The sequence below is a fragment of the Sphingomonas sp. LR59 genome (assembly GCF_036855945.1).
Classification (GTDB): domain Bacteria; phylum Pseudomonadota; class Alphaproteobacteria; order Sphingomonadales; family Sphingomonadaceae; genus Sphingomonas.
The window spans coordinates 538,224-564,195 of the sequence record NZ_JASPFL010000001.1; the positions used below are offsets into that span (position 1 = coordinate 538,224).

Below are 25,972 nucleotides of genomic sequence, written 5' to 3' on the forward strand. Positions count from 1 at the left end.
ACGATACGCGCGCTGCATTAAGCCCGTCCGATGGCTGACCTTCCCTCGACACCGCTGCTCGATACCGTTTCGACACCCGCCGACCTCCGCAAGTTGCGTCCGGACCAGCTCCGCCAACTTGCCGACGAACTGCGGACCGAGACGATTTCGGCGGTCGGGACCACCGGCGGCCATCTCGGCTCGGGTCTCGGCGTGGTCGAGCTGACCACCGCGATCCATTACGTGTTCGATACCCCGCGCGATCGGCTGGTGTGGGACGTTGGTCACCAATGCTATCCGCACAAGATCCTTACGGGGCGTCGCGACCGGATTCGGACGCTGCGCCAGGGCGGCGGGCTAAGCGGCTTCACCAAGCGCAGCGAGAGTGAATACGACCCGTTCGGCGCGGCGCATTCCTCGACCTCGATCTCGGCCGCACTTGGCTTTGCGGTCGCCAACAAGATCGCGGGGACGCCCGGCAAGGGCATCGCCGTGATCGGCGACGGCGCGATGTCGGCGGGTATGGCGTACGAGGCGATGAACAATGCCGCGCAGGCGGGCAACCGCCTGGTCGTCATCCTCAACGACAACGACATGTCGATCGCGCCCCCGGTCGGCGGGCTGTCGGCGTATCTGAGCCGGATCGTGTCGAGTCGCGAGTTCCTCGGCTTCCGCGAGCTGGCTCGGAAACTCGCCAAGAGGCTGCCACGGCCGATTGCCAGCGGGATGCGCAAGACCGACGAGTTCGCGCGCGGCATGACGATGGGCGGCACGCTGTTCGAGGAACTCGGCTTTTATTATGTCGGCCCGATCGACGGCCATAACCTCGAACATCTGATTCCGGTGCTCGAGAACGTCCGCGATGCCGAGGAGGGCCCGATCCTCGTCCACGTCGTCACCAAGAAGGGCAAGGGTTACGCTCCCGCCGAGGCCGCGGCGGACAAGTATCACGGCGTGCAGAAGTTCGACGTGATCTCGGGCGTCCAGACCAAGGCGCCCCCAGGCCCGCCGCAATACCAGAACGTGTTCGGCGCGCAGCTCGTTGCCGAGGCCGCCAAGGATCCGCGGATCTGCGCGATCACCGCGGCGATGCCGTCGGGCACCGGGCTCGACGCGTTCGCCAAGGCGTATCCCGACCGGTTCTTCGACGTAGGCATCGCCGAGCAACACGGCGTCACCTTTGCCGCCGGTCTGGCCGCACAGGGGATGCGCCCGTTCTGCGCGATCTACTCGACGTTCCTCCAGCGCGCATACGACCAAGTCGTCCACGACGTCGCGATCCAGAACCTGCCGGTCCGCTTCGCGATCGACCGCGCGGGTCTGGTCGGCGCGGACGGCGCGACCCATGCCGGCTCGTTCGACGTCACATATCTCGCGACGCTCCCGAACTTCGTCGTGATGGCGGCGGCGGACGAGGCCGAACTCGTTCACATGACGCATACTGCGGCGCAGTACGACACGGGCCCGATCGCGGTCCGTTATCCGCGCGGCAACGGCACCGGCGTCGCGCTGCCCGAGACGCCGCAGTTGCTGGAAATCGGCAAGGGCCGTGTCGTGCGCGAGGGCAAGACCGTCGCGATCCTGTCGCTCGGCACGCGTCTCGAGGAGGCTTTGAAGGCCGCCGAAATTCTCGAGGCCAAGGGGCTGTCGACGACCGTCGCCGATCTCCGCTTCGCCAAGCCGCTCGATGTCGACCTGATCCGCAAGCTGCTGACCACGCACGAAGTTGCTGTGACGATCGAGGAGAATTCGGTCGGCGGCTTCGGCGCGCATGTCTTGACGATGGCCTCCGACGAAGGGCTGATCGACGGCGGCCTCAAGCTCCGCACGCTGCGTCTGCCTGATGTCTACCAGGATCAGGATAAGCCCGAAGTCCAGTATGCCGAAGCCGGTCTCGATGCGACTGCGCTGGTCGACACCGTCCTCAAGGCGCTCCGCCACAATTCGCGCGGGGTTGCTGAAGCGCGCGCATGACCGGGCCGACCAAGGGCCTCGTGATCATCGTTTTGGCGGTGATCGTGATGGTGTCGTTGAATATTGCGATGTGGCGGCGGATGCGCGGTGGTCTGGCAGCGGCGAAGGCTGAGCAGGCGGCCAATCCCGAGCTGTTTGATGAGGACGGTTCGCGGATTTCGTGAGCGGCCAACCCCAACACACCACCCCGGCGAAGGCCGGGGCCCAGTTGGAGAGGTCGCAGTGCCGGGGGATGGCGCTCAGTTAGCAACGTCCCCCAACTGGGCCCCGGCCTTCGCCGGGGTGGTGCATCTTTTGACGAGTTGGTTTAGCCGCCTAGGTAGTGCGTTTGTGCGGCGTCCGTTGCGCTCACCGCAAGGATCGACCGCGCCTTGCTCGGCGGCAGCGCCTGCCCCCGGCCATCGCCACTCGCCGCGATCACCCGCTCCAGCAGATCCTGCCCCTCGCGCCACCAGCCGATCCCGCTTGCCGCGTTCAGATGCCCCTGCGGCCCCGCGTCGACGAAATGGCTACCCCAGTCCGCCGCCATGCTGTGCGCGCGCTGCGGCGTGACCCAAGGGTCGTCGCTGCTCGCCACCACGATCGACGGGAACGGCAGCGGCGTCCGCGGCGTCGGCGAGAAGCCCTTCAACTCCGCCTGCGCGCCGCCGCGATCGACATCCGCCGGCGCGACCAGCAACGCGCCCGCCACCGGCCAGCCATAAGGCTGCGGGCTGAGTTCGGCCCACCACGCCACCGCGAGGCATCCGAGGCTGTGCGCGGCAAGGATCACCGGTGCGTCGGCGCGGCGGATCGCCTCGTCGAGGCGCGTCACCCAAGCGTTGCGGTGCGGCGTGTTCCACATGCCGAGTTCGACACGCACCGTGTCGGGCCGCGCGTCCTCCCATAAAGTCTGCCAATGCGAGGGGCCCGAACCGCCGAGACCCGGCACGGTCAGGATGGTCGGCTGGACGGAATCATACGGTGCGAAACTACCCACAGCGCTTCTCCTTCTCCAAGGCCCCGTTTCGGGGTGGCCCGTTTCGGGGTGGAAAGCGTGACCGGGGGACGCTCTAGGGGACGCCGGCTGATCACGCTTCCCAAGCCTCAACGTAATCCTACTTGATAGGTAGGCAATAGCATTGCGGCGAAAGGAAGGCAGCTTGCGGCGATCGGATCGGAGGGCGATAGGCGGTTGCATGGCAAAGTTACGGGCAGACCAGATGCTGGTCGATAGAGGGCTGGTCGAGTCGCGGACGCGCGCCCAGGCGCTGATCATGGCGGGCCTCGTTTTTGCGGGGACCAAGAAGGTCGACAAGCCCGGCCAGACGCTCCCCGACGACGTGCTGCTCGACGTTCGCGGACGCGATCATCCCTGGGTCTCGCGCGGCGGGATCAAGCTCGCGCACGGCCTCGCGCATTTTGGCTGGGACGTGACCGGCGCGGTCGCGATCGACGTCGGCTCTTCGACGGGCGGTTTCACCGACGTCATGCTGAAGAATGGCGTGGCGCGCGTGTACGCGGTCGATAGCGGCACCAACCAGCTCGCCTGGTCGCTACGCCAGGACGACCGCGTGATCGTCCACGAGCAGACCAGCGCCCGCATTCTCACGCCCGCGCATATTCCCGAACCGATCGACCTGATCGTATGCGACGCGAGCTTCATTGGGCTCGCCAAGGTACTCGAACGGCCGATGTCCTTCGCCAAGCCCGATGCAAGGCTGATGGCGCTGGTGAAGCCGCAGTTCGAGGCGGGGCGCGAGGAAGTGGGGAAGGGCGGCGTCGTCCGCGATTCCGCGATCCACCAGCGCGTCTGCGATGAGGTCGCGGCATGGCTGATCGGGCAAGGCTGGCATGTCGAGGGCGTGGTCGAGAGCCCGATCACGGGACCCGAGGGTAACGTCGAATTCCTGATTGCCGCGATGCATGGCGGTGAATCTCCCGAGCAGACCCAAACTCTCCCGTCATCCTGACGAAAGTCAGGACCCAGGATACCGAGGGCGATCCTGCTTGGCTCTGGGTCCTGACTTTCGTCAGGATGACGGAGGACGTTGTTGATGCGTGCCTAACCGCCACCCACCGTGCCGGAATGAACCACTAGCGGAACGATTCTCGCCAACGCACGGTTTACCGATCGCAAAATGCGCGCCAGGACGAGCGCGCGTAGAGACGGAAGGATTTGTGTGGGCGGTATCGCTTCGAAGGGCCAGTTGAGGATGTCGTTCCTCCGCTGGGCGGTCGTGACCGTGCCCCTGATCCTGTTGCTTGGTTTCCTCTCCGGTCGCTCGGTCAGCGTCGGTAGCGACAATGCTTGGTACATGGCCCTCGCCAAGCCTGCGCTGAACCCGCCGGGCTGGGTGTTTCCGGTCGTCTGGACGACGCTCTACATCCTGATCGGGCTTGCGTTGGCGATGATCCTCAACGCGCGTGGGGCGCGGCTGCGTGGGCTTGCGGTTGCGCTGTTCGTCGGGCAGTTCGCGTTCAACCTCGCCTGGACACCGATGTTCTTCGGCGCGCACAGGATCGGCGCATCGGTGCTGGTGATCGTCGCGATGCTCGCCTTGTCGATCGCCGCGACCTTCGTCTTCGCGCGGATACGGCCCGCCGCGGCTTGGCTGATGGTGCCGTATATGGTCTGGATCAGCTTTGCCGGCGTGCTCGCGTTCAGCATCGGGCAGTTGAACCCCGGCGCCGAGACACTTGCACCCGCCAGCCATACGTCCCAAATGCTGTGACGAACTGATCTTACGGGAATTTGAAGCAATGCAGTCCGAAAACCGCGTGTTCGACGATATCGTCAAGGTCTTGAACGGTGCGGCCGGTACGCTTGCGGGCGTCGGGCGCGAAGCCGGTTCGGGCGCGCGTGAGCGTGCCCGCGAATGGCTCGGCGGGCTCGACTTCGTCAGCCGCGAAGAGTTCGATGCGGTCAAGGCGATGGCCGCCGCAGCCCGCGACGAAAACGACGTGCTCAAGGCACGGCTCGACGCGCTCGATGCTAAGTTCGCAGCGCAATCCACAGTAAATGCGCCGTCCGGGGCGTCATACGGGGCGGCGGTCGACTGACTTTTCCACAGTTTTCCGCAGAAACGGGTTCGATGGGGTTGCCGTGGCGTTTTTGCCTCGGCACCCTTTGTCGTGCGATAAGGACCGCCAGGACCCTATGATGCTCGACCAAGTAGACCACGACCACGAAGACGCCGCCCCGATCGACATGCTTGAGAGCTACTATGCCGCGCATGGCTGGGAGCACGAGCGTCATGAGGATGAGATCGTTGCGACCGTAAAGGGTAGCTGGACGACGTACGAACTCCGCGCGCTGTGGCGCGAAGACGATAGCGTGCTGCAATTCCTCGCTTTTCCCGACATCAAGGTGCCCGATGAGCGGCGCCAGGCTGTCTATGAGACGATCGGGCTGGTCAACGAGCAGCTCTGGATCGGCCATTTCGAGCTATGGTCGTCGAGCGGCATATTACTGTTCCGGCATGCGGCGATGGTCGACGGTGGCGATGAAGGAACGATGTCGCTGGACGCCGCCGAACTGCTAGTCGAATCGGCGATAGAGGAATGCGAGCGTTTCTACCCCGTGTTCCAGTTCGTGTTGTGGGGCGGCAAGAGCCCCAAGGAGGCAATCGCTGCGGCGCTGATCGAAACGCACGGCGAGGCGTGAGCGTGAGTTTCCCCGAAGGCCCGCTGTGGCTGATCGGTTGCGGCAACATGGGCGGCGCGATGCTGCGCCGCTGGACCGCCGCGGGGCTTGATCCGGCGACCGTGACGGTGATCACGCGGAGCGGGAAGGGCGCCCCCGAGGGTGTCCGCTCGCTGACTGCGCTGCCCGACGAGAAGGCGCCTGCCACGCTGATGCTCGCGCTCAAGCCGCAGCAGATCGATGCGGCGCAGGCGTTGCTGGCGCCGATGAAGGGCGCACCGACGCTGCTGTTGTCGATCCTCGCCGGGGTCGATCATGCCGCACTGTCGGAGCGGTTCACCGCCGACATTATCGTCCGCGCGATGCCCAACCTACCGGTCGCGATCGGCAAGGGCGTGACGTCGCTCTACGCCCCCGGCGAACCTATTGTAGCGGCAGAAGCCTTTGCGGCCCCCCTCGGTCATTACGAATGGATTGCCGACGAAGCGCATTTCGATGCGGTTACGGCACTCGCAGGCTGCGGCCCCGGCTTCGTGTTCCGCTTCGCCGACGCACTCGCCAAGGCGGGCGCTGCGCTCGGCCTGCCGGCGGACCAAGCCGCACGCTTGGCGATCGCCACGCTAGAGGGCTCGGCGATCATGGCCGCCGATGCGGACGTGTCGCCCGCCGTGCTCGCGGACCGCGTGGCGAGCCCCGGCGGATCGACCCGCGAAGGTCTGAACGTCCTCGACCGCAACGATGCGCTGGTAACGTTGCTCAAGGAAACGCTAGCCGCCTCCGAACGCCGCAACGCTGAAATGGCGGCCGCCGCGCGCTAGGCCGTGGAGGGTAGGCGGGTCGTCACTCCAGCTTCAGTCGCTATCCGAACCTTGCCGTGCCATTCCAACCTTACCCCGTCATTCTAACCTAACCGCGTCATTCTAACCTTACCCGTCACTCCGCCCCTATCCCGTCACCCCAGCGAAAGCTGGGGTATCCCAGCGTGGCTCGCGACATCTGCCAAACCATGAGATCCCAGCTTTCGCTGGGATGACGGTTGAGGAGTGGGCAAGAATGGATGCGGGGTGAAGAGCAGTGGCGGCGGCAGCAGCTGACAGTCAGGCAGTCATCAGTCGGGAAAGTCTCAGTAAGGCGTGCATCAGACTTTGGTCCGGCAGGCATCGGGTATCGAGCAACATTCCGGCACGCAACGCGCTTCAGGCATCAGCACTCCGCGCTCGTGCGCTTACCCGCGCAGCCCGATCACCTGTGACCGCTCGCTCTCCGGCACCAGGCCCTCCAGAACCGCCCAGAAGCCCGACACCGCGCTCTGTCCCGCACTCGCATACGCCGCCGACATCTGTACCCGCGCCGCCTCGAACAGCTCTCGCTCCATGATCGAGCCTTCCGGCGTCAGTCTTAGCAACCGCTGCCGCCGATCGCGCTCACCTGGCCGGGTCTCGACCAGCTTGCGGTCGGCCAGTTCGTTCAGGACGCGCCCGAGCGACTGCTTGGTGATCGCCAGCAACGACAGCAATTCGCTCACCGTCATGTCGGGTTTGCGCGCGATGAAATACAGCGCACGATGATGCGCGCGCCCCAAGCCCTCCTGCGCGAGTCCCTCGTCGATCGATCGCGTCAGGTGGCTGTAGCCGAAGTACAACAGCTCCATGCCACGGCGGAGCTCGGGTTCGCGAAGGAACAGGGGTGAGGCAGGCGAAGCTGTGGCAGACATGTTGACCGGTTTAGCCATCGCCCGTAGTCGTCGGCAACCCGCCTTGAGAGAGAATTCGATGTCCGCTCCAGCTTTTACGTCGCCCTCCGCCTTTCGGCACGAACCGAATGCGACCCCGGTCGAGGCGAACGAGCGCGCGAAACGGCTGATCGACCCCGGTTTCGGCCGCGTCTTCACCGATCATATGGCGATGATCCGCTACAGCGAGACCGAAGGCTGGCATGACGCCCGCATCACCGCGCGCGCGCCGCTGACGATCGATCCTGCCTCGTCGGTGCTGCATTATGCGCAGGAAATCTTCGAGGGGATGAAGGCGTATCGCCTCGCCGATGGCGGCACCGCGCTGTTTCGCCCCGAAGCGAACGCGCGCCGCTTCCAGGATTCGGCGCGACGCCTCGCGATGCCCGAACTGCCCGAAGAGCTGTTCCTCGAATCGGTCGAGCGGCTCGTCAAGACCGACGCGAACTGGATTCCGGAGAGCGACGGCGGCGCGCTGTACCTGCGCCCGTTCATGTTCGCCTCCGAGGTGTTCCTCGGCGTAAAGCCGTCCGCCGAATATCTCTACATGGTGCTCGCCTCGTCGGTCGGCGCGTATTTCAAGGGCGGCGCCCCGACCGTGTCGATCTGGGTAAGCCAGCAATACACGCGCGCCGCGCAGGGCGGCACCGGCGCGGCCAAGTGCGGCGGCAACTACGCCGCCAGCCTGCTCGCGCAGTCCGAGGCGATCCGCAACGGCTGCGATCAGGTCGTCTTCCTCGACGCGGCCGAGCGTCGCTGGGTCGAGGAATTGGGCGGGATGAACATCTTCTTCGTGTTCGACGACGGCAGCATGGCGACGCCCGCACTGACCGGCACGATCCTCCCCGGGATCACGCGCGACTCGATCCTGACGCTCGCGCGCGCGCAGGGCATCGAGGTCCGCGAAGAGGGTTACACGATCGACCAGTGGCGCGCCGATGCGGCGAGCGGCCGGCTGGTCGAGGCGTTTGCGTGCGGCACCGCGGCGGTGGTGACGCCGATCGGCACGGTGGCGAGTCCCGAGGGTCGCTTCACAATCGGCAGCGGTGGCCCGGGGGCATTGACGATGCGGATGCGCGACGCGTTGGTGTCGATCCAGCGCGGCACCGCACCCGACGACAACAACTGGCTGCACCATCTCGCGGATTGACGTCCGCGGGGGCTTTTCAGACGCCGCCGCCCCGCTATAAGGCCGCCTCTGTTGGGGCGTCGCCAAGTGGTAAGGCAGCGGCTTTTGATGCCGCCATGCGCAGGTTCGAACCCTGCCGCCCCAGCCAGGTTTTACCTAAGCTGCTGACCTAAAGCGGTTTTGCAAGCGGTGCCGGAACCGTGGTGGGGCGTTGCTACAGCGCCCTGCTACAGAGCCGGAGCTTTGTAGGTATGGGAGGCATCCCAAATACGGTCCGACGCCGCGGCGTCTATCATTTCCGCCGAGTGGTGCCCGCGGCTTTACGAGGGCTGTTGGCGCGGGATGAATTGACATGCAGCCTCCACACGCATGAAGCTGCTCTGGCGAGGACGCTCTCGCGCTGCCTGTATCTGCGGTCGGAGGAACTATTCGGTGTTCTCGAATGTGCGCCCATGCTGAGCGACGATGATATCGCCGCGCTTGTGAAAGATTTTTACGCTACTATCCTTCAGCAGGATGATACGCAGCGGTTGCTGGCCGACGAGCCGGACGCCTTTCAGGAGCATCGCGCGGAGTATTATAGGCAACTTGCCGAACGCAGTCGGATCGACCTCGCTAGCAACGCCTTCGGGTCCGTTCGGCAGATCACCGCCGTTATGCTGGCGCGACGGTATGGCATGGAGACGACTTTCGATAAGCTAAGCGTGCGTAAGGCTGGGCAGGCGATGTTGCGCGCCGGTGTGGAAGTTGCTGAATCGCTCCGTGCGCGTGCGGAAGGGGATTTCAATTACGAGCCGCGCGACAAGCTTCTGATTGCCGCTCTGGCGGCGGTAGCTCCCCATGCGCCGGGCACCGCTCAGGCTCCTGCGTTCTCGGCTCCTGCTGAGCCACCATCAGGGCCACTTTTCTCCGTCGAGGCAGATCGCTTTCGTGAAGCGCAGGTACGGCGCGGCGAGTGGGAAAAGCAGACAGCTTTGCAGGCACGAAAATCTTACGCGTTGTTCCTCGAACACTTCGGCGATCGACCGCTTGCCAGTTTCGTTCGCACGGATGCGGCGGCGTTCAAGCAACTCCTAAGCGATCTGCCCGCAAATTACGGCAAAGCGGCGGAGTTTCGGGGCATGCTCGCGTCTGAAATCATTGCTGCCACCGCAGATCAGTCCATTGAACGCTTATCGCCTCGCACGATCCAGCGGCATTTCAATGCTTTGGCCGCTTTATGGGCAATGGCGGTTGAGCAGGGACACGCGACGACCAATATTTTCGCTAAATGGAAATTTCCGTCGGCGAAGCGCGCGCGCGACCAGCGAGAGCATTGGAGCCGTGACCAACTCGCCGGTTTGTTTGCGACTCCTCTCTGGAGCGGATGTCAGTCGCTAACCCGACGTTCCAAGCCGGGGGATTTGATCGTTCGCGACGCAAAGTTCTGGCTGCCGCTAATCGCGGTATTCTCCGGGATGCGGCAGGAAGAGATTTGCCAGCTTCGGCTTGTGGATGTTCGACGAGAAGAAGGGGTCTGGGTGTTTGACATCAATAACAGAGACGGACAGCAGCTCAAGAACGTCAATGCCGTTCGACGGGTGCCACTGCACTCCGAACTGGTGAGGCTAGGCCTGCTCGTGCATCTTAACGAGCGCCAAGAGGCAAAAGATAGGATGCTTTTTCCTGATCTGAACCCTGGCGGCGCGGATGACCGCCTAGGTCACAATTATTCAAAGTGGTTCAGCCGCTACCGCCAGGAAGCAGATGTCTACGTTTTTCGCCGCGACTTTCACTCATTTCGGCACACCGCGACAACGTTCATGCGCCAAGCGGGCGTAGACGGCCCGATAGTTGACGAAGTAACGGGGCATGAGACTGCAGGCGAGACGGCACGATATACCAAAGGATTTACGATCGATAATATCAAAGATGCCGTTGAGACGATCGAGATCGGCATCGATCTTTCCCATCTCCATTTGGTAAATATGCCATGAAACGATGGGGCAGTTGGCGTTAGTTTGCGTAGACAGAGGTGTGCTTGAAGCGCATAAGTTTTAGGCGCCCTACGCCTACCCCCTGCCTTACCGCTACCTATCTGCCTTTACCCTATACCTATACCTATACCTTTACCCTATACCTTCACCCATAACCCTTATCTCTATGCCCCGGAGGGGGATATAAGAAGGAAGGTGAAATGAGATTTGAAGATATGCCAATGGCGGCGGCGCGAGAGAACGACAGCCCGTCGATGATCCGAGCGATAGAGCGGTTGTTAATGGCGGGGGCCGAGGCCCGAAGGCCTATCGGTAATCCACATCAGATCAAGGTAACACCCGATTTGAGCTTCTACCCGACGACGGGGCGAATGCTTTTTGATGGCGGCCCAGCTCAACCGGAACGCGGCGTCGATGCGCTGATCGAGCTCCTGGCGCGACAACGCGAATAATTCGGTAAATAGGTCGCGGCCGCAGATGAATCCTCCTCGTCCGTATCGACACGGGCGTTCGTCACGGAGGACTCATGAAACCGAAGCTCGGTCAATCGAACCTGTTGCTGCCACTCGTGCCGGTCGAAGTGCTCAAGCGCTTCCATGTCCACGAACGTCATGACGACCGCCTGAAGAGCTGCCTGCGTCTGATGCAGGCGTTGTGGCTGCGCCAGCGAAAGGTGCCTACCGGCGTTCACATCGGCCGAGACGGGACGCCCCGTCGCCTCGGTTCCCGCCTCAGTGCCACGGCGGCTATGGCCGGCCGCAACTTTCTCAGCCCCGGCCTTGCGGAACTGGCGCATCGAACGATCGCCTACCGAGAGCCCGGCGCGTTCCTCGATCATGACCGGACGCTTGGGAACGCCCTATCGTCCACTAGCCTCTGTTTGAACGTTATGGGTCTCCTTGCCTTCGACCTCGATCTCGCAGCCCGCGTGTTGCGGCGGCTGTTGCCCGATCAAGATGTGGACACCGTCACCACGGTTCGTTTCGAGCATTCGCCTGCAAAGCGCGGGATCGGCGAGAATGACCGCAGCGCGCACGATTGCTGTGTCTGGTTTACCCGCAAGCGCCGCAGTCGCCACGCGCAGCGGGTCGGCGTCCTCGCGATGGAATGGAAGCTCTCTGAAAGCCTTTATGAGAGCGCGCCCTGCCGACCTGGCCGTTACGACGACCTCGCCGAGGCGTCGGGGCTGTTTAAGGAGCCCTACCATGGCGCCTTGAGGGTCAACCCGCTCCAGCAGCTATTTCGGGAGCATCTGCTGGCCCAGGCGGCTGTGATCCGGGGTGACTGGCCTTCGGGGGTTATGGTCACGGTTGCGCCCGCCGCAGCAGATCGTGTGCAACGTCAGGCGGATTTGTATGCTGCGTTCCTCAAACCCACGCTTGAGGGACAGGTGCCGTTCCACCATCTCACTCTGGATGCGGTCATCAACGCAATCGCGGTCGCCGGTGCACCTGACGCCGCGGCGGCTCTCTTCGATCGCTACTTGGATTGGGGAAAAGTCCACGCTCTTGTCGCCGCCGCATTGAAGGCGCGTGTCGGCAATTGGCAGAAGACGAAGGCAACGGTCCCCTCGCTCAAGCTTATCGGGCTGGCCGCCTCACATGAGCCGACCATCCTTCATCCCGCCTAGCGAATGGATGCGGCTCCTCGCGAATGGTCATCGCGCCAACGTATCGTCCGACGCCGATCCGTCGCCGATCTTGAAGGTCTTCTTGGCAGATGGGGGCGCGACATGGTTGCTGACCGAAGTGGACCCCGGCAACCAAGATATCGCGTTCGGACTCTGCGATTTGGGTCTTGGCCATCCCGAGCTTGGCTACGTCAGCCTCGCTCAGCTGGCAGCCATTCGCAGCAGGCTCGGTCTACTGGTCGAGGTGGATGCCACTTTCGTCGCGACGGAGCTGCTGTCTCGTTATGCGGACACCGCTAGGGCCGCGGGCAAGGTGGTTGAAATTACGGCATCAACGGCAGGAGACTTCCATTGAGCACCGAAGAAGTCTTTAAGATTGGGCAGAAGGTTTTTGGTGGACTGGACGCGGAAGTAGCGGATTTGGCGTAATTAGAGCGTTCAAAGACAACGGTCGTGTTTTGATCGACCCGGACGAGGACGCGGTAAGGGGGAGCGACTACCGCGTGTTCCCTGCCGGCTCGGCCCGAAAAGACGTCTGGAGCCCGCGTGATTATGGGGTGCTGATCCGTCAGCTGAACACACCCGCCGCCCCGTGGTATCAGGATTCCTGAGATGCAATCTGTGTGACGATCCCCGCTCGAACAGCCGTCGAGGGCGATGGGTTCATTGGGAAGCGCGTATGCCAGTGCGTCATGTCGCATATGCCGGCAGGATTTTTGACAGCCTGGACGTAAACGAGAACGGCGGAGCTGCGCGCGTCGTGTTCTCGAGCACCCTCGCGTGACGGCTATGTGGTCACTCGGCACGAGAAGCGGTTGTACGCGGTAATTTCTTGCATCGGCAGATTTATCACGCGCTTGAAAATCTCGCCTTCAAGAAAGCGTAACTCGGGCTCGACTTGCTTCATCTCCAGATCAACCCACCAGGAACGCGGACCGAAAGCCGGGGCAGTGTTCCAGCGATAACCGCGCTGTCGAAGGGTATCTCTGGTGTCGTAAGGGGCCTCTACCGCAAAGACACGCCAATATGACTTGCGTGCCATTGTTAGAATCGTCTCGAGGACGCGGCGGCTCGAACGTGGGATTATCTGAGCAAGAAGCGCTATTCCTGCCTCACAGTCATCTAAAGCTCGGTGAGCATCGAAGAATATTCCAAACGCGGCCAGTAAATCTTTTAGTCGTCGGCTTTCGAACCCTTCCTCCTTCCAATTAACATCCGACATCGTGCAGGCCCACGGTTTCGTGATGAACGCGGGTGAAATGCGCTCGGCGATAGGCCGATCGAAACTTGCGTTATGCGCGACAATGATTGCCGCGTCGGTGATGAAGTTTGCGACGGCGTTGGGATCTATGCACTGTCCGGCAACCATGTCGTTTGTAATTCCTGTGATCCTAGTAATTTCCTCAGAAATCGGTGCGGCCGGTTGGTTGAACTGATGGAACGAGGGATGGATAGCTACGATTGCTCCATCGAGCCGATACTCAAAGGGCACGATCGCCAGTTCGATCGGTTCGCATGTCAAGGGATCGAGACTTGTGCTCTCGATATCGAGAAACATACCGAGTCGCGTAAGACTGCCATCAGGTTCGGTCAGCGAGGCGGGTAGGTCCAACCGGCGAAGCACGCGGTAACGTCCCGACGCTTCAAGTTGGCGGGCAGCGGCCTCCAACATTTCCTCCGATGCCGTATTCCCAGTTAAGGTACGCACTCACGCCTCGAAGTTGGACGTGCCGCAATCGCGCGGGACGTCGATTACATTTTCGTCGGCCTCCCACGGATGCTTGTCGCCTAAATCGACGGGCACTTCGTACCAGCTATCGTCGACGTACAGCCAGTCGGTCAGAGCCGGAAGGATCAACGGCGGCGAGTAATGCCACCTTTTCTCCCGAAACGCGCCGGCGCGCCGGCGTAACCATCCAGGATCGTCGGCAAAGCAGGCAAGCATGTCGATTGCTGCTGCGGTTTTTTGCAGGATCGCCGTCCGCCGCTGCTCCACCGTAGGGTCGGGGTCGGGAACAGCACGCTCATGACGCCAACTTGGCTCCGGTGCGTCCAGCACCTCCTGTACGGCCGCAGCCGCTTCCAGAAAGCCCTTTAGCGCTCCATCGACGAACCGCTTCCGTGGCATTCGTTCGCGCGTGCCCCGGGCCTCAGGTGACGGATCGGACTCTGTCGAGAAAAAGAGCGGAAGATGCGCGACGAGCTGAAGCGATCGTCCCTGATAATGGGGACGCGGCTTAAGGTCGGTGGTGCGTATCGGGTCGATGTCTGCGATTACCATCGCCGTCTCTTTCGCGCCGAGCGCCCCGCTATGCTTGCTTTCAAGCTGGAAGATTCCCGGCGCCAGTGAGCCGTAAGGCGTCGCCACCTCCATTCCGGTCTTCCATCCGTCCAGCCCTATAAAAGCGCTCCCGCCGACACCAGCCGTTGGCTCGACTGCGTTGCAAAACGCGGTCACAAGCCCGGCTGCGAGATACTGGTTCTGCCCGAAGATGTGATAGTCGGCTGAGCGGGACGTCATGGCCGGGAGGATGATCAATGTCCGCTGCATGGCTTTGCCGCGCGAAAGTTCTGGAGGCTCCTCAACACTGCGATACGACGTCCAGCGGGCGAACACATGCATGTCGTCGTTAAGAGAATCGAGAGCGCCCGACGGCGGCCAATGTATCGCGTAGCGTGCGGCGAGAGTCCTGTTTTCCTCGAGGATCCCGATAAAATTGGAGGTGCTGGCGTGCAGGAACATCTCCGAGCACACGAGTTCCACTGTGTAGGTTCCGAGCCGGAATGGATCTTTCTCATGCGTCAGCATGGGCTGCCAGACTTCCTTCACCGAAGGTCTTATAAGTTCGCCCGCCGCCGGCGAAGGATATCGCTTGCGCCGGACCGTGCACCGAATTCGGACTTTGTCTTCGGACGCCAATGCATCGATGCAGGTCAGCAAGGCTGAATGCATTTCCCACTCTACAGTGCCGGGCGTTCCAGGTGTGATCGGCTGAAAGAAAGGCGAGGGCCCGTTCGACGGAATTGCCGTCGAGATCGAAGTGCCATCAGGAACGCGGAAAGTCCCGCACCAGATCGTGAGCGACAATTTCCTCGCTGCAAGCTGGCGGGTCAACCAATTAATCGTCTCGGCGCGCAGGCTGTATTCCGGAAGTACGAGGCCATCTACTTTGAAGCGGTCGCAGGCGCGGAGCACTTCAAGCATGATTGCTCGCCGCCGGCCTTCGGCGACAGATTGAAAGACGCCTCCGCCATTTGCGGTCTTCGCATCGATTGCCTCCCCGTCGAGCCCGCGCAACCCCTCGTGCTTTCCGCCACCGGTACCGGGCGCGTAATAGGTGTCGGCGACATCCCATTGCACCAAAGCCAAGCGCTGAATACCAGGGTCGCGCTTGGCGCGCGCGCGCCATAGGCTGTCTTGCCACTGAATGATGCGTGCCATAGCGTTGGCGGGCGATAGTGTACCGGCTGGTCCTTTGCCGTCCTTCGATGGCGCCGTGGCGAGCGGTTCGGACACCGCATCTTTAGGGCGAGAATCACTCTCCCCGTTTATGCCATCGCTTCTAGCGTCCGAGGCGGCGATTGCCGTGCCGGACCGCGCCTCGTCCGCAGCTGGGAGCTTCGGCGGCGTGCTGAGATTTTCGATTGGATCGGCTAGTAGGTTTCCTAAACGCCCTTCGCCAGCCAGCTGCTCGCCGTTGTCTGCCGGTCCCGACGAAGCGGTGAACGCGACTTCAGCAAGGCTTTGCGAAACAAGATGAAGTCCAACGACTCGATCGTTGTTCCAGGCCACGGAATAGTTATAGCGAATGCGGCCGTCTTGATCGTCGCACTCTGTCGACAACCGTCTCTCGCCCGCGACATAGGCCACGTCGATCTGCCACTCGGACAGTCGATGCGAGCTGCCATCCGCCAGGCGCAGTACCGGTCTTCCGTCGACGACTTCACCGGTCCGCGGATTAATGGTCGAACGCACGACGTCGATCCGGAGCGCCGCGGCAGCAGATAACTCGGCCAGATGGTGTCTGAGTCTCTGGGGCATCGCAGCACGAAGGGGCGTAAACGCGTTCCAGGGCCAGTCGCTGTCATCGGTGGTTTCAAGCGCCGCAGCTGCGGCAAATGGCAACAAAGCGGAGATCGCCCTTGCCGCTTGTTCGAACCCCTCAGGTGTCATGCGCCACAGGGCTGGTCGATTTTCTCCAGACGCGGTCGTTGATGGAGGTGTTACTTGCAATAGGGTCGATACGAGGATCAGCCACCCGAGCGGCGTAATCGTGTCGCGCGCCGCTGCCGCCGCAGTACGGCGACCCTCGATGATCTGCCCGAAGATTTTCAATGTGCGCTGTAACTGAACGTCCGGGTCGCCGTCGATGGGGCCTTCGTTATCATCAATCAGCGCGATTTCGCCGCCTAGTTGCGGCGTGACGAACGACAGGTCGATCGGAAGAGTTTGCAGTCGCTCGATACTGCCCAAAGGCAGGGCAGCCGCCATTTCAAAGGCTTGCGCACGCAACTCAGCCATCGTTCCGAGAAGTGTGAGCCCCAGCCCGAGCGCCGCAAGCGGAACGGCTGCAGCCTTGTCGAGGTCCTCGACCCGCGCCTCGACTCGATCGGCCGCGGCAAACCAAGCGGATGCGCTCCTTCGCTGACCAAGCGCAAGCGGATGACCGTCCGGCCACAAGCGACCTGCAGCTGGAAGAGCCCTGCTCACTCGCCGCGCAGCCCGCGCTGCGATCGCAGCAGGACGGCCGCTATGGCTCGTATCGCCGGCCGTGCTCAGCCGTTCGCTCATGAACACGCCTTCGGCCGTTGCCGCAACGAGATAGGTTGCGTGTCGGTCAGGGAGTTCGGTGGTGCCAAACGCAGTGAGCAGCCGGAGCGCCCGAGCGATACGGGTTGGTATGGCCCCGTCTTCGGATTGCAAGCCGGCGCCCCATTGATCAGCACCTGAAAGTCGGGGCAGCACGCGAGCCAAGATGGCGTCGCGGCGGTGACCCACGCGATCGAGCTTAGTATCGCCGTGGCCTTCCAAGGCCGCGATGTCCTCAGCGGGGCCTTCTGGCCGGCGGCAAAGGTCACGTACTGCCCAACCGTAACGCCAATGGTCGGCGTCGAGAAGATGAACTGGCCGTGCTTCGAGGGCGCTGCCGTTTCGCACAAAGGCGTGACCATCGACGGCCGCGCGGGGTGCAGTCCAACAAATGAGTGTTGCGCTGTGAATGTCAGGCGCGTTGTTCGCATCGACAGGGGCAAAGAACGAGAAGGCGGTTGGAACAGGTATTTGTTCGGTCGCGGCTGCAAGAAGGCCACGATAAGAACCATATCCCCCTCGTACAGCGAGGCTATATTCCGTGCATCCCAGTCAGTCTCGATCTCGACGAGCGGCCTGATATTGGCGGCCAAATCGGCTTTCCACAGATGGAGAAAATTGGGTCCGCTGGCGGGATCCTGGCGCCACTGCGCGCCGACTGGAAGCGGAGCATCGCCCCGCGGCGCAGCGAAAAGCAGTTGACCGGTCGCGCACCACAAAAGCAAGCCAGACGCTTCGAGACCTGGTGGCGACGGCAGTGCGGTCGCGTTGTTCTGGTTCGCGATCATCCGTATCAGCCGTGGCCGTGAAAATGCGACTCTTGCAAAATGTCGGTATGTTACGTTGACGAGCGTCGCCGCAGCGTCGACTTCAATCGTATCGATCCCGGCCTCTTCGGTCGCGCCGGGCCTCCAGATTTTGAGAATGTTCTCGACGACCCGCTCAATCCCCGTCGACAGGGGATCGACCGGCGCAGCCGGTGATAGATCGGGCGCTCCGCCATCGAGCCGTTGCAGGCTGACGAGTGCAACCTCTAGGCGACGAAAGGCACTGCGGGCTTGCTGCTCGGAGGGGACGGTGAGCCCGGCGAGGCCTGGATCGAGGTCTCCATCGTGCCGATAGAGCGACAGCCGCAATCCTTCCGGCAAAAGATTTGCGCCTTCGGCCGGCGATAGAAACCGCGTCAAAGCCGCGAAGGGGTGGTCCTCAACCAGAATATTCGCGTCTTCGAGGACCGCCAGCGCGAGACAGGCGATGATAGCGATTTGGCAGCAGACATCATGGCGACCCAGGAAACGCTGTGCGCCCGCACCTAGGAACGCACTGGCCAAAGGGGTAAAGATGTCGGCAAGAACCGCCCGACCTAGCCGAACTCGGCGATCTGCCCAGCAGTCGCGTGCATCCTCCTCCAACGCCTCAGGTATATAGGCGCGCAGCGCGCGCTCGATCGCTTCCAGCGCCGCAAGTGCGATATCGAAAGGAGCGTCGGCCATTCGCGCGCCGACGTCCACGCGAAGGGCTTCGGTTCGAAATGAGCGAGCAATCTCCGCCGCGCCCAAGGCCTCTTGTCCCGCCGCAATCAGCCAAAGTCGGCGGTAGGCATTTGCGCGGTCGCCAAATCGCACTTCAGTCGCGCGAAACGCACGTTCCAGTCGCTCGTAGATGCGGTCAGGGTGCCGCAGATCGTCGAGTTCCGGATCGAACAGGAGACCGAGTGCGGTGCGGCGATCGATATCACCAGCATCGGCAAGGGGATCCATCGTGTCCGTCACGGGCATGTCAGCCAATGGGCCTGAAAATCCGAATCCCATGCGGCTATCGGTAAGCCACTCGCGCGCCTCCTCGCGGGTCATAAGAGGTGGCGTCGGGTTCTTGCGATTGAGAGACAGTCCCCTCAGTTGGAGGTGGGTTTCGATCTTTCGTCGCAACAAACCGGCGACGTCGGCACTTGGGCAGATGATGATAATGTCGTCGACATAGCGGGCGTAGGCCGCACTGCACCCGCCTTGGCGTCGTGCTCGCCTAGCGTCGTCGCGGTTCGCAGGCGGGTCGCTGAAATCCTGCCGGCCTAAATCTTGGTCGCTCTCGGCCTCATTCTCTTCATAAGTTGCGTCGATACGCTGCACCTCGGCACGCATCATGTCGTCGAGGTCGAAGAGTGAAATATTGGCGAGGTAAGCCGACAGATCAGGACCTTGAGGTAGACCGCTAAGGCGTGCAAGATTGCCCGTTTCCGGATCGGCGTGCTCGCGGTGAAAGGCATGACGAAGGACGAAGTCGGTGAAGACGTTGGCGCGATTGGCCGCATCGACACCCGCATCGGGCAGGAGCATTGGTGCGAAACCAAGCGGCCCGCGGTCTGACTGTGCAAATTGGGCGAGTGCACGCTCCAGCGGCCCTTGCAGCGCGTCACCGATCACGTCGCGCCGAACATACTCGTAGAAGCCGGTGATATCGAGCCGCAGGATTTGTAGATCATCGTGCCTATAGCGGCGGATCTTACCGTCGAGATGGTCGATAAAGGCGCGCCAGCATTCGAAGTATGGTCGAAAGATGCCCTCTCGCACCGGCGGGGCTTCGCCGTTCACGATTCCCATGTCGACTTGGTAGGCGAAGCTCAGCGCCTCGGTCTCGCCCTCGGCCCCCGTCCGGTAAATGCCCTTACCGCCTGTTCGCCGATCGAAGCGGACTGCGGGAACAGAATTGGAAAATCCGGGCGCGCCAGGACGGTCGCGCAGCAGCTCGATCAGCGCGTATTGTTGGAGCAACGCGTCGGCCGCGACCGGCCCCGCTTTTAGACGGTTGCGCCCGCCTCCCTTGGGAAGATGGCGGGCGAGAAGCGGCGCCATCGGGCCATCGCCGACCCGCAGTCGCTCACGATGGATATGGAACAAAGGCGAGGCCGCAACCGCCAGCCGCTCCCATGCCTCGTCATCGAGAGGATATTCGCGGCGCTGCGTGGATGACCGGCCCACCGTCAAAGCCGTGATCAGGTCGGCTCGCGGATCGCTCGACGTCTCGCGTACTTCCAAGGGGTTCGGTGCTGTAACGGGTGCGCTGTCGCCATAGGTGCGGATTGTCGCGGCGAAATTTGCCAGTCCCCCACGAGCTCCTAGGGGCGCTAAGACTCGGTCCCAATTTACATTAGGAAGGCTGTGAGCAATGCGACGCGCACTGCTCGCCAATTGCACCGGGGACAGCGCGGCAAAATCAACTGGAAGCTCGCTCTGGCCCGTTCGCACCCCAAGCATAAATTCGAGCGCCGCATAGGCGTTCTGTTCGAGCAGAGCGACCGCATTCGCGTGATTTTGTCCGCGGAGATAGGTATCGGGATCCGCTTTGTCTGCATGCGGAGGCGGCAGCACCACCTCGATCCCGAACGCCGCGCCGCCGTCGAGCAGGCGCAGCAATGAGAGGATGAGATCGTAAGCGCCATCTCGGCCAGCGGAGTCTGGATCGAGAAATAGGCGAAACTGGAGGGGCCGATCTGCTTGGCTGGCAATGTCCGCGAGACGCGCGAGCGCCGCGACTTGACCGGGTGCCGCGCGCGATCCAAGCAGAGCGACTGCTTCGAAGTCGAGCGACTCCAGTCTCAACTGATCGAAAATCCCTTCGACGATATAGATGTGCGTCGCGGTTCCTCGCAATTCGCGCCGGCCCAGCTTAGCTTCGACGCGTTCCGAGCCATAAAGCGTGTTTCGGCGCGGAAAATCGAATGAATAGAGGTAACGGGGATCTTCATTCCCAAGTGCGCGCGCGGCGAACCCGGTGGGCGCCCCCTCGTTGCCTATTGGAAAGACGATCCGCGAGCCTGAATAAAATCCGCGTAGCCAGTTCCGTGCTTCGCTATCTGAAAGGGGTGCGGCTTCGGGACGCAAAATCCCGACACCGCAGAGGGCTTCTTCCAAGATGCGATCAGCAGACGCTTCGCGACGCAGCGCGGTAAGATTGAAGACGCCTGCGCCGATTCGCCGAAGAATCTCAGGTTCAAAGCCACGTTGCTCCGCAACGCGCGCTAATTCTTCTTCGTCGGATCCACCGCGTATCCGCTGAGCAAATTGCTTCGCGCCGCTCCGCCGATCAACGGCGGGCCTCCGAACGCCCTCGGCAAGCGACACGCCTGCGTATGGGGCCAGCCATTTGATTGCGTCCCAAAATTCGAGCCCATTTCGGCGCTGCACAAGTGAGACGACATCGCCATGCGCGCCGCACGCGAAGCAATGGAAATTATCGCGCTGGTTTGCCCGTTGATAGAGGTTAAGTGAGGGGTTGCGATCGTCATGGAAGGGGCAAAGCGCTTTGCGAGGCCGCGACTCTTTTCGATCGATCCCAATCTTAAGCGCAGCCGCGACAGCCACGATGTCGCTTCGCTGGATTATGTCCCTAACGTCGGCATTTTCCCTTGGTTTCAACGTCAATGGCCCCCTGGTTTCGATCGGCGTTCTAGATTTCCAGTTTGACGATCATCAAACTACATGCCCGAAAGGGGTCAGAGGCGCCACCACATAGCCTGCTGCTCGACGGATAACCGATTAGCGTATCACGGCCCGGCATCGACGGTTTGGACGTCGGCGGACACAACGGCAGCCGCTAGGTTGAACAAAGCTCTGTTCGCCATCAGAGCAACCAAAGACCGACCTGCACTGTAACCAGCATTCCAAAGATCCAGATCGCTTGCCGCATTCTATGAGCTCGCCTGTTCAAGCACGCGCGTCGACTTGTCGATTCATAGGATTGTTTTGCGGTGCACGCCCACGGCGAAGCTGCGGTCGACCACAACCCGGCAGGCGGTGTAAATACCAGCGTTAGCTGCGTGAACCAAGTTGCATAACCAGACATGCGGAGAGTTCATGCGGGCCGACCTCTACCAGACCATCACCATAGCGATTATTGACGAAATCGCGAAAGGAGCCGCGCCGGGTCAGTACCGGATGCCCTGGCACCGCGACAGTGGCATATCTACGCCGCGGAATGCAATCTCTGGTCGGAATTACCGCGGTATCAACACGCTGCTGCTATGGGCAGCGGCGGGCAACGCGGATTTTCCAAGCGGTGAGTGGGCGACCTATCGTCAATGGGTCGATGCCGGTGCTCAGGTTCGCAAGGGCGAGCGTGCCACGGTCGTGTTGCTTTGGAGTACCCTTGCTGCTGTGGAAGGCGACAAAAGCGACGGTGACGATCATCGCGAACCTGGTTCGCAGCGCGTGCTGGCGCGAGCTGTCTACGTTTTCAACGCCGCGCAGGTCGACGGCTATACGCCGGGTCCGGGTGCGCTTCCGCTAGCCGCCCGCTTCACAAACGCAGAGTCATTCTTCGCCGCACTGCCGGCAAAGGTGTCGTACGGCTCGGACGATCCATTCTTCGATCCGGTCAACGACAATGTGTTTCTGCCGGCGTTCGGCGCGTTCACGTCCGCTGAAGCCTACTACTCGGTCTATGCTCATGAGCTGATCCACTGGACGGGTGCAAAGGCGAGACTCGACCGCGATTTCAGTGGACGGTTCGCCTCAGAATCTTATGCTATGGAAGAGCTGGTGGCGGAATTGGGGGCCGCCTTCACAGTCGGGTATCTTGGGCTAGCGTCCACGCCGCGCAACGATCACGCGTCCTATATCGCCTCGTGGCTTAGCGTGCTGCGCGCTGATCCGCGAGCAATCGTGACTGCTGCAAGCAAGGCGCAGGCCGCCGCCGACTACCTTATTACCCTCGCGGAGCCGCCGAATCCTCAAGCGGCTACCGCGGGGATACCAATCGTCACGGTGGAGCAGGCGGCGTGAGCAGCACGACGCGTCCTCACCTTTCCAAGTCGAAGATCGCCGCATTCGAGCATTGCTCCCGCCGGCTGTGGCTGCAGGTTCACCGTCGCAGCGAAGCACGTTTTGATACCCATACGCTTGCCCGTTTTCAGTTTGGACACGACGTCGGCAAGCGCGCCGCGTTCCTCGTGCCAAACGGTATCATGGTCGAGGCTGGACCTGAGGACATGCCGGCGGCGCTTGCTCGTACCGCCGAGCTTATCGAGCAGCGACCAACCCGACCGATCTTTGAGGCGACGTTCCAGCACCAGAATGTACTCTGTAGGGTCGACATCCTTGAGCCCCATGAAGACGGCGGCTGGTGCGCAATCGAAGTCAAGGCTTCTACTCGGGTCAAAGCCTACCAGCTCGCCGACATAGCAACGCAGGTGTGGATCATGCGCAATAATGGCCTGTGCGTTCGCCAAGCAATCATCCGACATATTGCGCCGCCGTTCTCGTGGCGGCGGCCGGATATTGCCGCCGTGCGGTTCTCCGATGCCGACGTTACGCGCAGGATCGAGCGCTACCTGCGTACCCGCGACGCGGTGGCGCAACTCGCCTGTCGGGTTGTCCAAGGGCCAGAGGTCCGTCGCGAAACAGGCGGCCACTGCGAGAGCCCGTTCGCCTGTGAATTCCAGCCCTACTGCGCTCGCGCGGAAGCGATGCCGTTGTTCGCGGCGAGCAGATAGGTAGGGACAGTTTGGGCGGACAAATGTAAAATGCTTATATGGGCGCCTTTCCTGAAAATGCCCCAATAAAGGCCTCTTAGATCAACGGGTTGTGATGATCTTGGAAGATTGGATCTGCCATCGCGGCAAGTTGGCAGAACAATGACTCGCAGCTTGTTTCGCCGGTCAGAGCCGAGTTGAACGGTTCCTGCTTAGTAACGAACCTGTAGAACTCAGATGGGTAGAGCATACGAGCGTCTCGGAACCCCGCTTCCCATCGAGACTGAAAGGGAGTCTCGGTCGGGAGCGTCCACACCGTGTTAAGGCGCTCGTTTAGCGAAAGCGGCGTGGAACGATTTATATCGAATGCAGCCCAGTTCGGTTTCTGAGGCAGGCAATATTCGAGCCCTGGCGGAGAACCGATTGCCCGCTGCGCCGGTCCAAGAGAGTGACTAACACGAACACGATTGGTAAGATCGACAATACCCGGATTGACAAAAGGTGCGGCGATCAAATCACCTAAATAGATCGCTCGACCGTCAACGCAGTTTCGTCCGTCACGAACGATCACTGATCGATCATATCCCTTCAAAAGATAGCTGACGTTGATCCAGTGGCGGAGCCATGACTCTTGTTTGGGTGCTCGGGGGTAGATCGCCCGCGGGATGTGCTTACCGAACTGACGTCCAGTATATCCCCTTGCCCACTCGCGAAAATGAGCACGGAAGTCGACTACGATATTCTTGAAAGTGGGCGTCACGCCGGGCACGTGCATTGCAATATGGGCGTGGAAACCACCCGCCCCGTTCTCGATAGCATATATCCATGCCGCCGGTATCTTGCGCTGTCCACTTAGATAATCATTGCTGCATTTGAGGAAGCGGCGAACCTCACTTGCAGCACCCTGTGCCGTCGCAACGCCCATTCGTGCCAAATCGATGGTGATCATCGTATCGAGAGGTAGCTTCCATCGGGCCGCGAATTCAGCCGCCGAATGCACCTGACCGAAGCTCTCTGCGTTCATCAACGACGCCGGTTGGAGTGGATGAAGGTCATGAGCTGCTCGCCGCCGCCGCAGTTTCTGCACCAACACGTCCGGGCGTCGGCGCTGCTCGCGGCTAAGCTCGCGAAGGTACATGTCACCATCTTCGAGATACATCACTCGTCTCCCGCCCGGATCATCGATGCTTCCGCTGCTCCGACGTTACGGGGGTTTACAACGGCAGGAGTATCGTCGCGCGTTGCCTCGCTCAGCGGTCGATCCGGTCCGCACGTCGGGCGAAGCTGGCCGGTACCGTTAAAGGCCGGCGGGTGAAGCTCAGGCGGGCCCATAAGGTGGATTTGACCATCAATCGAAACGGGCGACGCGAGGATAGCTTTCAGCGGCAGCAAGCACCGAGACAGGAGATGATCGAATGCAAACACGACCAATCGCCGGGCGTCGATTGAACTGATCGCGTCGGCTTTCAGCCGCAGCTCCGCCAGCTTGCGCAAAGCGTTTTCCAGTAGAGCAGGGCAGATGACATATTTCAGAACCCGTTCCGAATACGGCGCGTAAATCGAGACCTCTCCGCGCTCGGCTTCCGAACAGATCGTCTCGAGCAGCGGAACCTCGTCTCTTGCGGTAATGACCCGACTGACGCTCAACGCGACATCGTGCGCAATGCCACGCACGGCCGCTCCGAACCCCCAGCTGTCATCGAGCGCAATGGTTGCGTGAAGGGTCCCCGCGCCCCGGGCGCGGGTGACCTCAGTCATTGCGGCAATCAGGGCAGATATCGGGTCCTGCTCCGCGACTGTCGATGCTTTCGTCCACTTACGGTGTAAGCCGACGCAACTACGCGATAGGCGTGATCTGGCATGTGGCGCTTGCAAGCGGTCGATCAACGCCTCCTCGGGAAGCGTCGTGATATCCCTTAGCGCGGCCGCCCGCATGAGCAACTCGGGTCTGAGGTCGATTAGGCGTTCGGTGTATGTCGTCACGTCAGTCTCCAACAGTAAGCGCGAATCGTCGCGCTATAGTGATAGCACTGTCTAGACATCGTCATGACAAGTTTTTTAAAACGTGAGGTACGAGTTGTCACTGTGGTTGACGAAAGGGCACGCGAAGGTAAGGTGCACGCATGGCAAATCACATCAGAGACGCTCGCGTCCGATTAGGCATTTCCGTCACCGAGCTCGCACGCCGGTGCGGGGTCTCGCGTCAGGCCGCGAGAGCATGGGATTTCGCTAGCTCTTCGCCGAAGCCGGAGATGCTGGTCAAGGTTGCGGAAGTACTCGAAACAACTGTGGACCAACTTGTTAGTCGTCCGGGTATATCAACCAAACCATTGTCGGCGCAGGGAGCTAACATTCCAGTGGGCCGAGAAGATAGCGTGGATGCTATCCTTTCTGAATGCAAGATAGCGGTTGCTGCTGTACTAGGTATTGATGAGCGAAAAGTTCAGCTTAAGGTCGTGCTTAACTACGAATAGTCTCCGATCGGTTTACGGCATGTGACTAATCGACGTAGATAAAGCCTGCCAATGAAGCCGATGAAGGCGCGTTAGCATGGCGGCTCGAATGTTAGTTATTCGCTGGGATGCACTTTATCAGCGATGCCATGCACGGCTGACCATTCGGAGAAATTGGCATGGGCTTCCGGTCAACGT

At 61.6% G+C, this 25,972-nt stretch carries 22 protein-coding genes, 1 tRNA gene and 1 pseudogene; 17 read left to right on the forward strand and 7 right to left on the reverse strand.

Annotation, left to right across the window (positions count from 1 at the left end; translation table 11 throughout):
• The first annotated feature begins 30 nt into the window (after positions 1 to 30).
• Together dxs and QP164_RS02555 are read left to right on the forward strand one after the other, a co-directional pair.
• Entirely contained in the window at positions 31 to 1,953 is a 1,923-nt protein-coding gene (dxs, locus tag QP164_RS02550) for a 1-deoxy-D-xylulose-5-phosphate synthase (protein WP_333922017.1), read from the forward strand.
• A complete protein-coding gene (locus QP164_RS02555) occupies positions 1,950 to 2,117 on the forward strand; it encodes a hypothetical protein (protein WP_156362292.1) in 168 nt (55 codons plus the stop codon). The genes dxs and QP164_RS02555 overlap by 4 nt, the downstream gene beginning before the upstream one ends.
• A 143-nt stretch (positions 2,118 to 2,260) precedes the next feature.
• On the opposite strand, the gene QP164_RS02560 is transcribed toward QP164_RS02555, so the two are convergent.
• Complete coding sequence (locus tag QP164_RS02560; RefSeq protein ID WP_132738478.1) at positions 2,261 to 2,932, reverse strand: RBBP9/YdeN family alpha/beta hydrolase; 672 nt, start codon at positions 2,930 to 2,932, stop codon at positions 2,261 to 2,263.
• Between the two features lie 199 nt (positions 2,933 to 3,131).
• On the opposite strand from QP164_RS02560, the gene QP164_RS02565 reads away from it, so the two are divergent.
• From QP164_RS02565 to QP164_RS02585, 5 genes are all read left to right on the forward strand, one after another.
• Positions 3,132 to 3,905 (forward strand): TlyA family RNA methyltransferase, encoded by a 774-nt coding sequence (locus QP164_RS02565; protein ID WP_333922018.1) that lies wholly within the window; start codon positions 3,132 to 3,134, stop codon positions 3,903 to 3,905.
• A 243-nt stretch (positions 3,906 to 4,148) separates the two neighbouring features.
• Positions 4,149 to 4,667: a TspO/MBR family protein gene (locus QP164_RS02570; RefSeq protein WP_431358244.1), complete on the forward strand. Its 519-nt coding sequence runs from the start codon at positions 4,149 to 4,151 to the stop codon at positions 4,665 to 4,667.
• A 28-nt stretch (positions 4,668 to 4,695) separates the two neighbouring features.
• Positions 4,696 to 4,995, forward strand: coding sequence for an accessory factor UbiK family protein (locus tag QP164_RS02575; protein WP_333922019.1), 300 nt, complete (start codon positions 4,696 to 4,698; stop codon positions 4,993 to 4,995).
• Positions 4,996 to 5,092: 97 nt separating this feature from the next.
• Positions 5,093 to 5,599 (forward strand): YbjN domain-containing protein, encoded by a 507-nt coding sequence (locus tag QP164_RS02580; protein WP_165886520.1) that lies wholly within the window; start codon positions 5,093 to 5,095, stop codon positions 5,597 to 5,599.
• A 2-nt stretch (positions 5,600 to 5,601) separates the two neighbouring features.
• On the forward strand, positions 5,602 to 6,396 hold the full coding sequence (locus QP164_RS02585) for a pyrroline-5-carboxylate reductase family protein (RefSeq protein ID WP_435368398.1): 795 nt from the start codon (positions 5,602 to 5,604) through the stop codon (positions 6,394 to 6,396).
• A 407-nt stretch (positions 6,397 to 6,803) separates the two neighbouring features.
• Here the strand turns inward: QP164_RS02585 and QP164_RS02590 are convergent, their stop codons facing one another.
• Complete coding sequence (locus QP164_RS02590) at positions 6,804 to 7,310, reverse strand: MarR family transcriptional regulator (RefSeq protein WP_132738463.1); 507 nt, start codon at positions 7,308 to 7,310, stop codon at positions 6,804 to 6,806.
• Positions 7,311 to 7,350: 40 nt separating this feature from the next.
• Here QP164_RS02590 and QP164_RS02595 point away from each other — a divergent pair, with 40 nt between their 5' ends.
• The 7 genes and pseudogenes from QP164_RS02595 (at position 7,351) to QP164_RS02620 (ending at position 12,400) form a co-directional block, all read left to right on the forward strand.
• Positions 7,351 to 8,460, forward strand: a complete 1,110-nt coding sequence (locus QP164_RS02595) for a branched-chain amino acid aminotransferase (protein ID WP_277982235.1) — start codon at positions 7,351 to 7,353, stop codon at positions 8,458 to 8,460.
• 52 nt (positions 8,461 to 8,512) lie between these two features.
• A tRNA-Gln gene (locus QP164_RS02600) sits at positions 8,513 to 8,587 on the forward strand.
• Positions 8,588 to 8,690: 103 nt separating this feature from the next.
• Positions 8,691 to 8,858: pseudogene (locus QP164_RS19705) on the forward strand (DUF6538 domain-containing protein); the annotation flags it as partial.
• A gap of 33 nt (positions 8,859 to 8,891) precedes the next feature.
• Complete coding sequence (locus QP164_RS02605; RefSeq protein ID WP_333922021.1) at positions 8,892 to 10,415, forward strand: site-specific integrase; 1,524 nt, start codon at positions 8,892 to 8,894, stop codon at positions 10,413 to 10,415.
• Between the two features lie 200 nt (positions 10,416 to 10,615).
• The gene (locus QP164_RS02610) at positions 10,616 to 10,867 is read left to right on the forward strand and encodes a hypothetical protein (protein ID WP_333922022.1); all 252 of its coding nucleotides are present in this window, start codon (positions 10,616 to 10,618) and stop codon (positions 10,865 to 10,867) included.
• 74 nt (positions 10,868 to 10,941) lie between these two features.
• The gene (locus QP164_RS02615; protein WP_333922023.1) at positions 10,942 to 12,045 is read left to right on the forward strand and encodes a PGN_0703 family putative restriction endonuclease; all 1,104 of its coding nucleotides are present in this window, start codon (positions 10,942 to 10,944) and stop codon (positions 12,043 to 12,045) included.
• Between the two features lie 7 nt (positions 12,046 to 12,052).
• Positions 12,053 to 12,400 (forward strand): DUF2958 domain-containing protein, encoded by a 348-nt coding sequence (locus QP164_RS02620; protein WP_333922024.1) that lies wholly within the window; start codon positions 12,053 to 12,055, stop codon positions 12,398 to 12,400.
• Positions 12,401 to 12,832: 432 nt separating this feature from the next.
• Here QP164_RS02620 and QP164_RS02625 read toward each other — a convergent pair whose 3' ends face one another.
• From QP164_RS02625 to QP164_RS02635, 3 genes are read right to left on the reverse strand one after another with little or no spacing between them, the layout of a single operon-like run.
• Positions 12,833 to 13,753 carry a 3'-5' exonuclease gene (locus tag QP164_RS02625; protein WP_333922025.1) on the reverse strand — a complete coding sequence of 307 codons (921 nt, stop codon included), beginning with the start codon at positions 13,751 to 13,753 and terminating at the stop codon, positions 12,833 to 12,835.
• On the reverse strand, positions 13,754 to 16,837 hold the full coding sequence (locus tag QP164_RS02630; RefSeq protein ID WP_333922026.1) for a hypothetical protein: 3,084 nt from the start codon (positions 16,835 to 16,837) through the stop codon (positions 13,754 to 13,756).
• Positions 16,834 to 21,273, reverse strand: a complete 4,440-nt coding sequence (locus QP164_RS02635) for a CHC2 zinc finger domain-containing protein (RefSeq protein WP_333922027.1) — start codon at positions 21,271 to 21,273, stop codon at positions 16,834 to 16,836. Before QP164_RS02635 ends, QP164_RS02630 begins: the two co-directional genes overlap by 4 nt.
• A 432-nt stretch (positions 21,274 to 21,705) precedes the next feature.
• Between QP164_RS02635 and QP164_RS02640 the strand changes: the two genes are divergently transcribed.
• Positions 21,706 to 22,632, forward strand: a complete 927-nt coding sequence (locus QP164_RS02640; RefSeq protein WP_333922028.1) for an ArdC family protein — start codon at positions 21,706 to 21,708, stop codon at positions 22,630 to 22,632.
• The gene (locus QP164_RS02645) at positions 22,629 to 23,342 is read left to right on the forward strand and encodes a hypothetical protein (protein ID WP_333922029.1); all 714 of its coding nucleotides are present in this window, start codon (positions 22,629 to 22,631) and stop codon (positions 23,340 to 23,342) included. Before QP164_RS02640 ends, QP164_RS02645 begins: the two co-directional genes overlap by 4 nt.
• Positions 23,343 to 23,418: 76 nt before the next feature.
• Here QP164_RS02645 and QP164_RS02650 read toward each other — a convergent pair whose 3' ends face one another.
• On the reverse strand, positions 23,419 to 24,480 hold the full coding sequence (locus QP164_RS02650) for a hypothetical protein (protein ID WP_333922030.1): 1,062 nt from the start codon (positions 24,478 to 24,480) through the stop codon (positions 23,419 to 23,421).
• Positions 24,480 to 25,304 carry a hypothetical protein gene (locus QP164_RS02655; protein WP_333922031.1) on the reverse strand — a complete coding sequence of 275 codons (825 nt, stop codon included), beginning with the start codon at positions 25,302 to 25,304 and terminating at the stop codon, positions 24,480 to 24,482. The genes QP164_RS02650 and QP164_RS02655 overlap by 1 nt, the downstream gene beginning before the upstream one ends.
• Before the next feature lie 140 nt (positions 25,305 to 25,444).
• Here QP164_RS02655 and QP164_RS02660 point away from each other — a divergent pair, with 140 nt between their 5' ends.
• On the forward strand, positions 25,445 to 25,795 hold the full coding sequence (locus tag QP164_RS02660) for a helix-turn-helix transcriptional regulator (RefSeq protein WP_333922032.1): 351 nt from the start codon (positions 25,445 to 25,447) through the stop codon (positions 25,793 to 25,795).
• Positions 25,796 to 25,972: the final 177 nt, after the last annotated feature.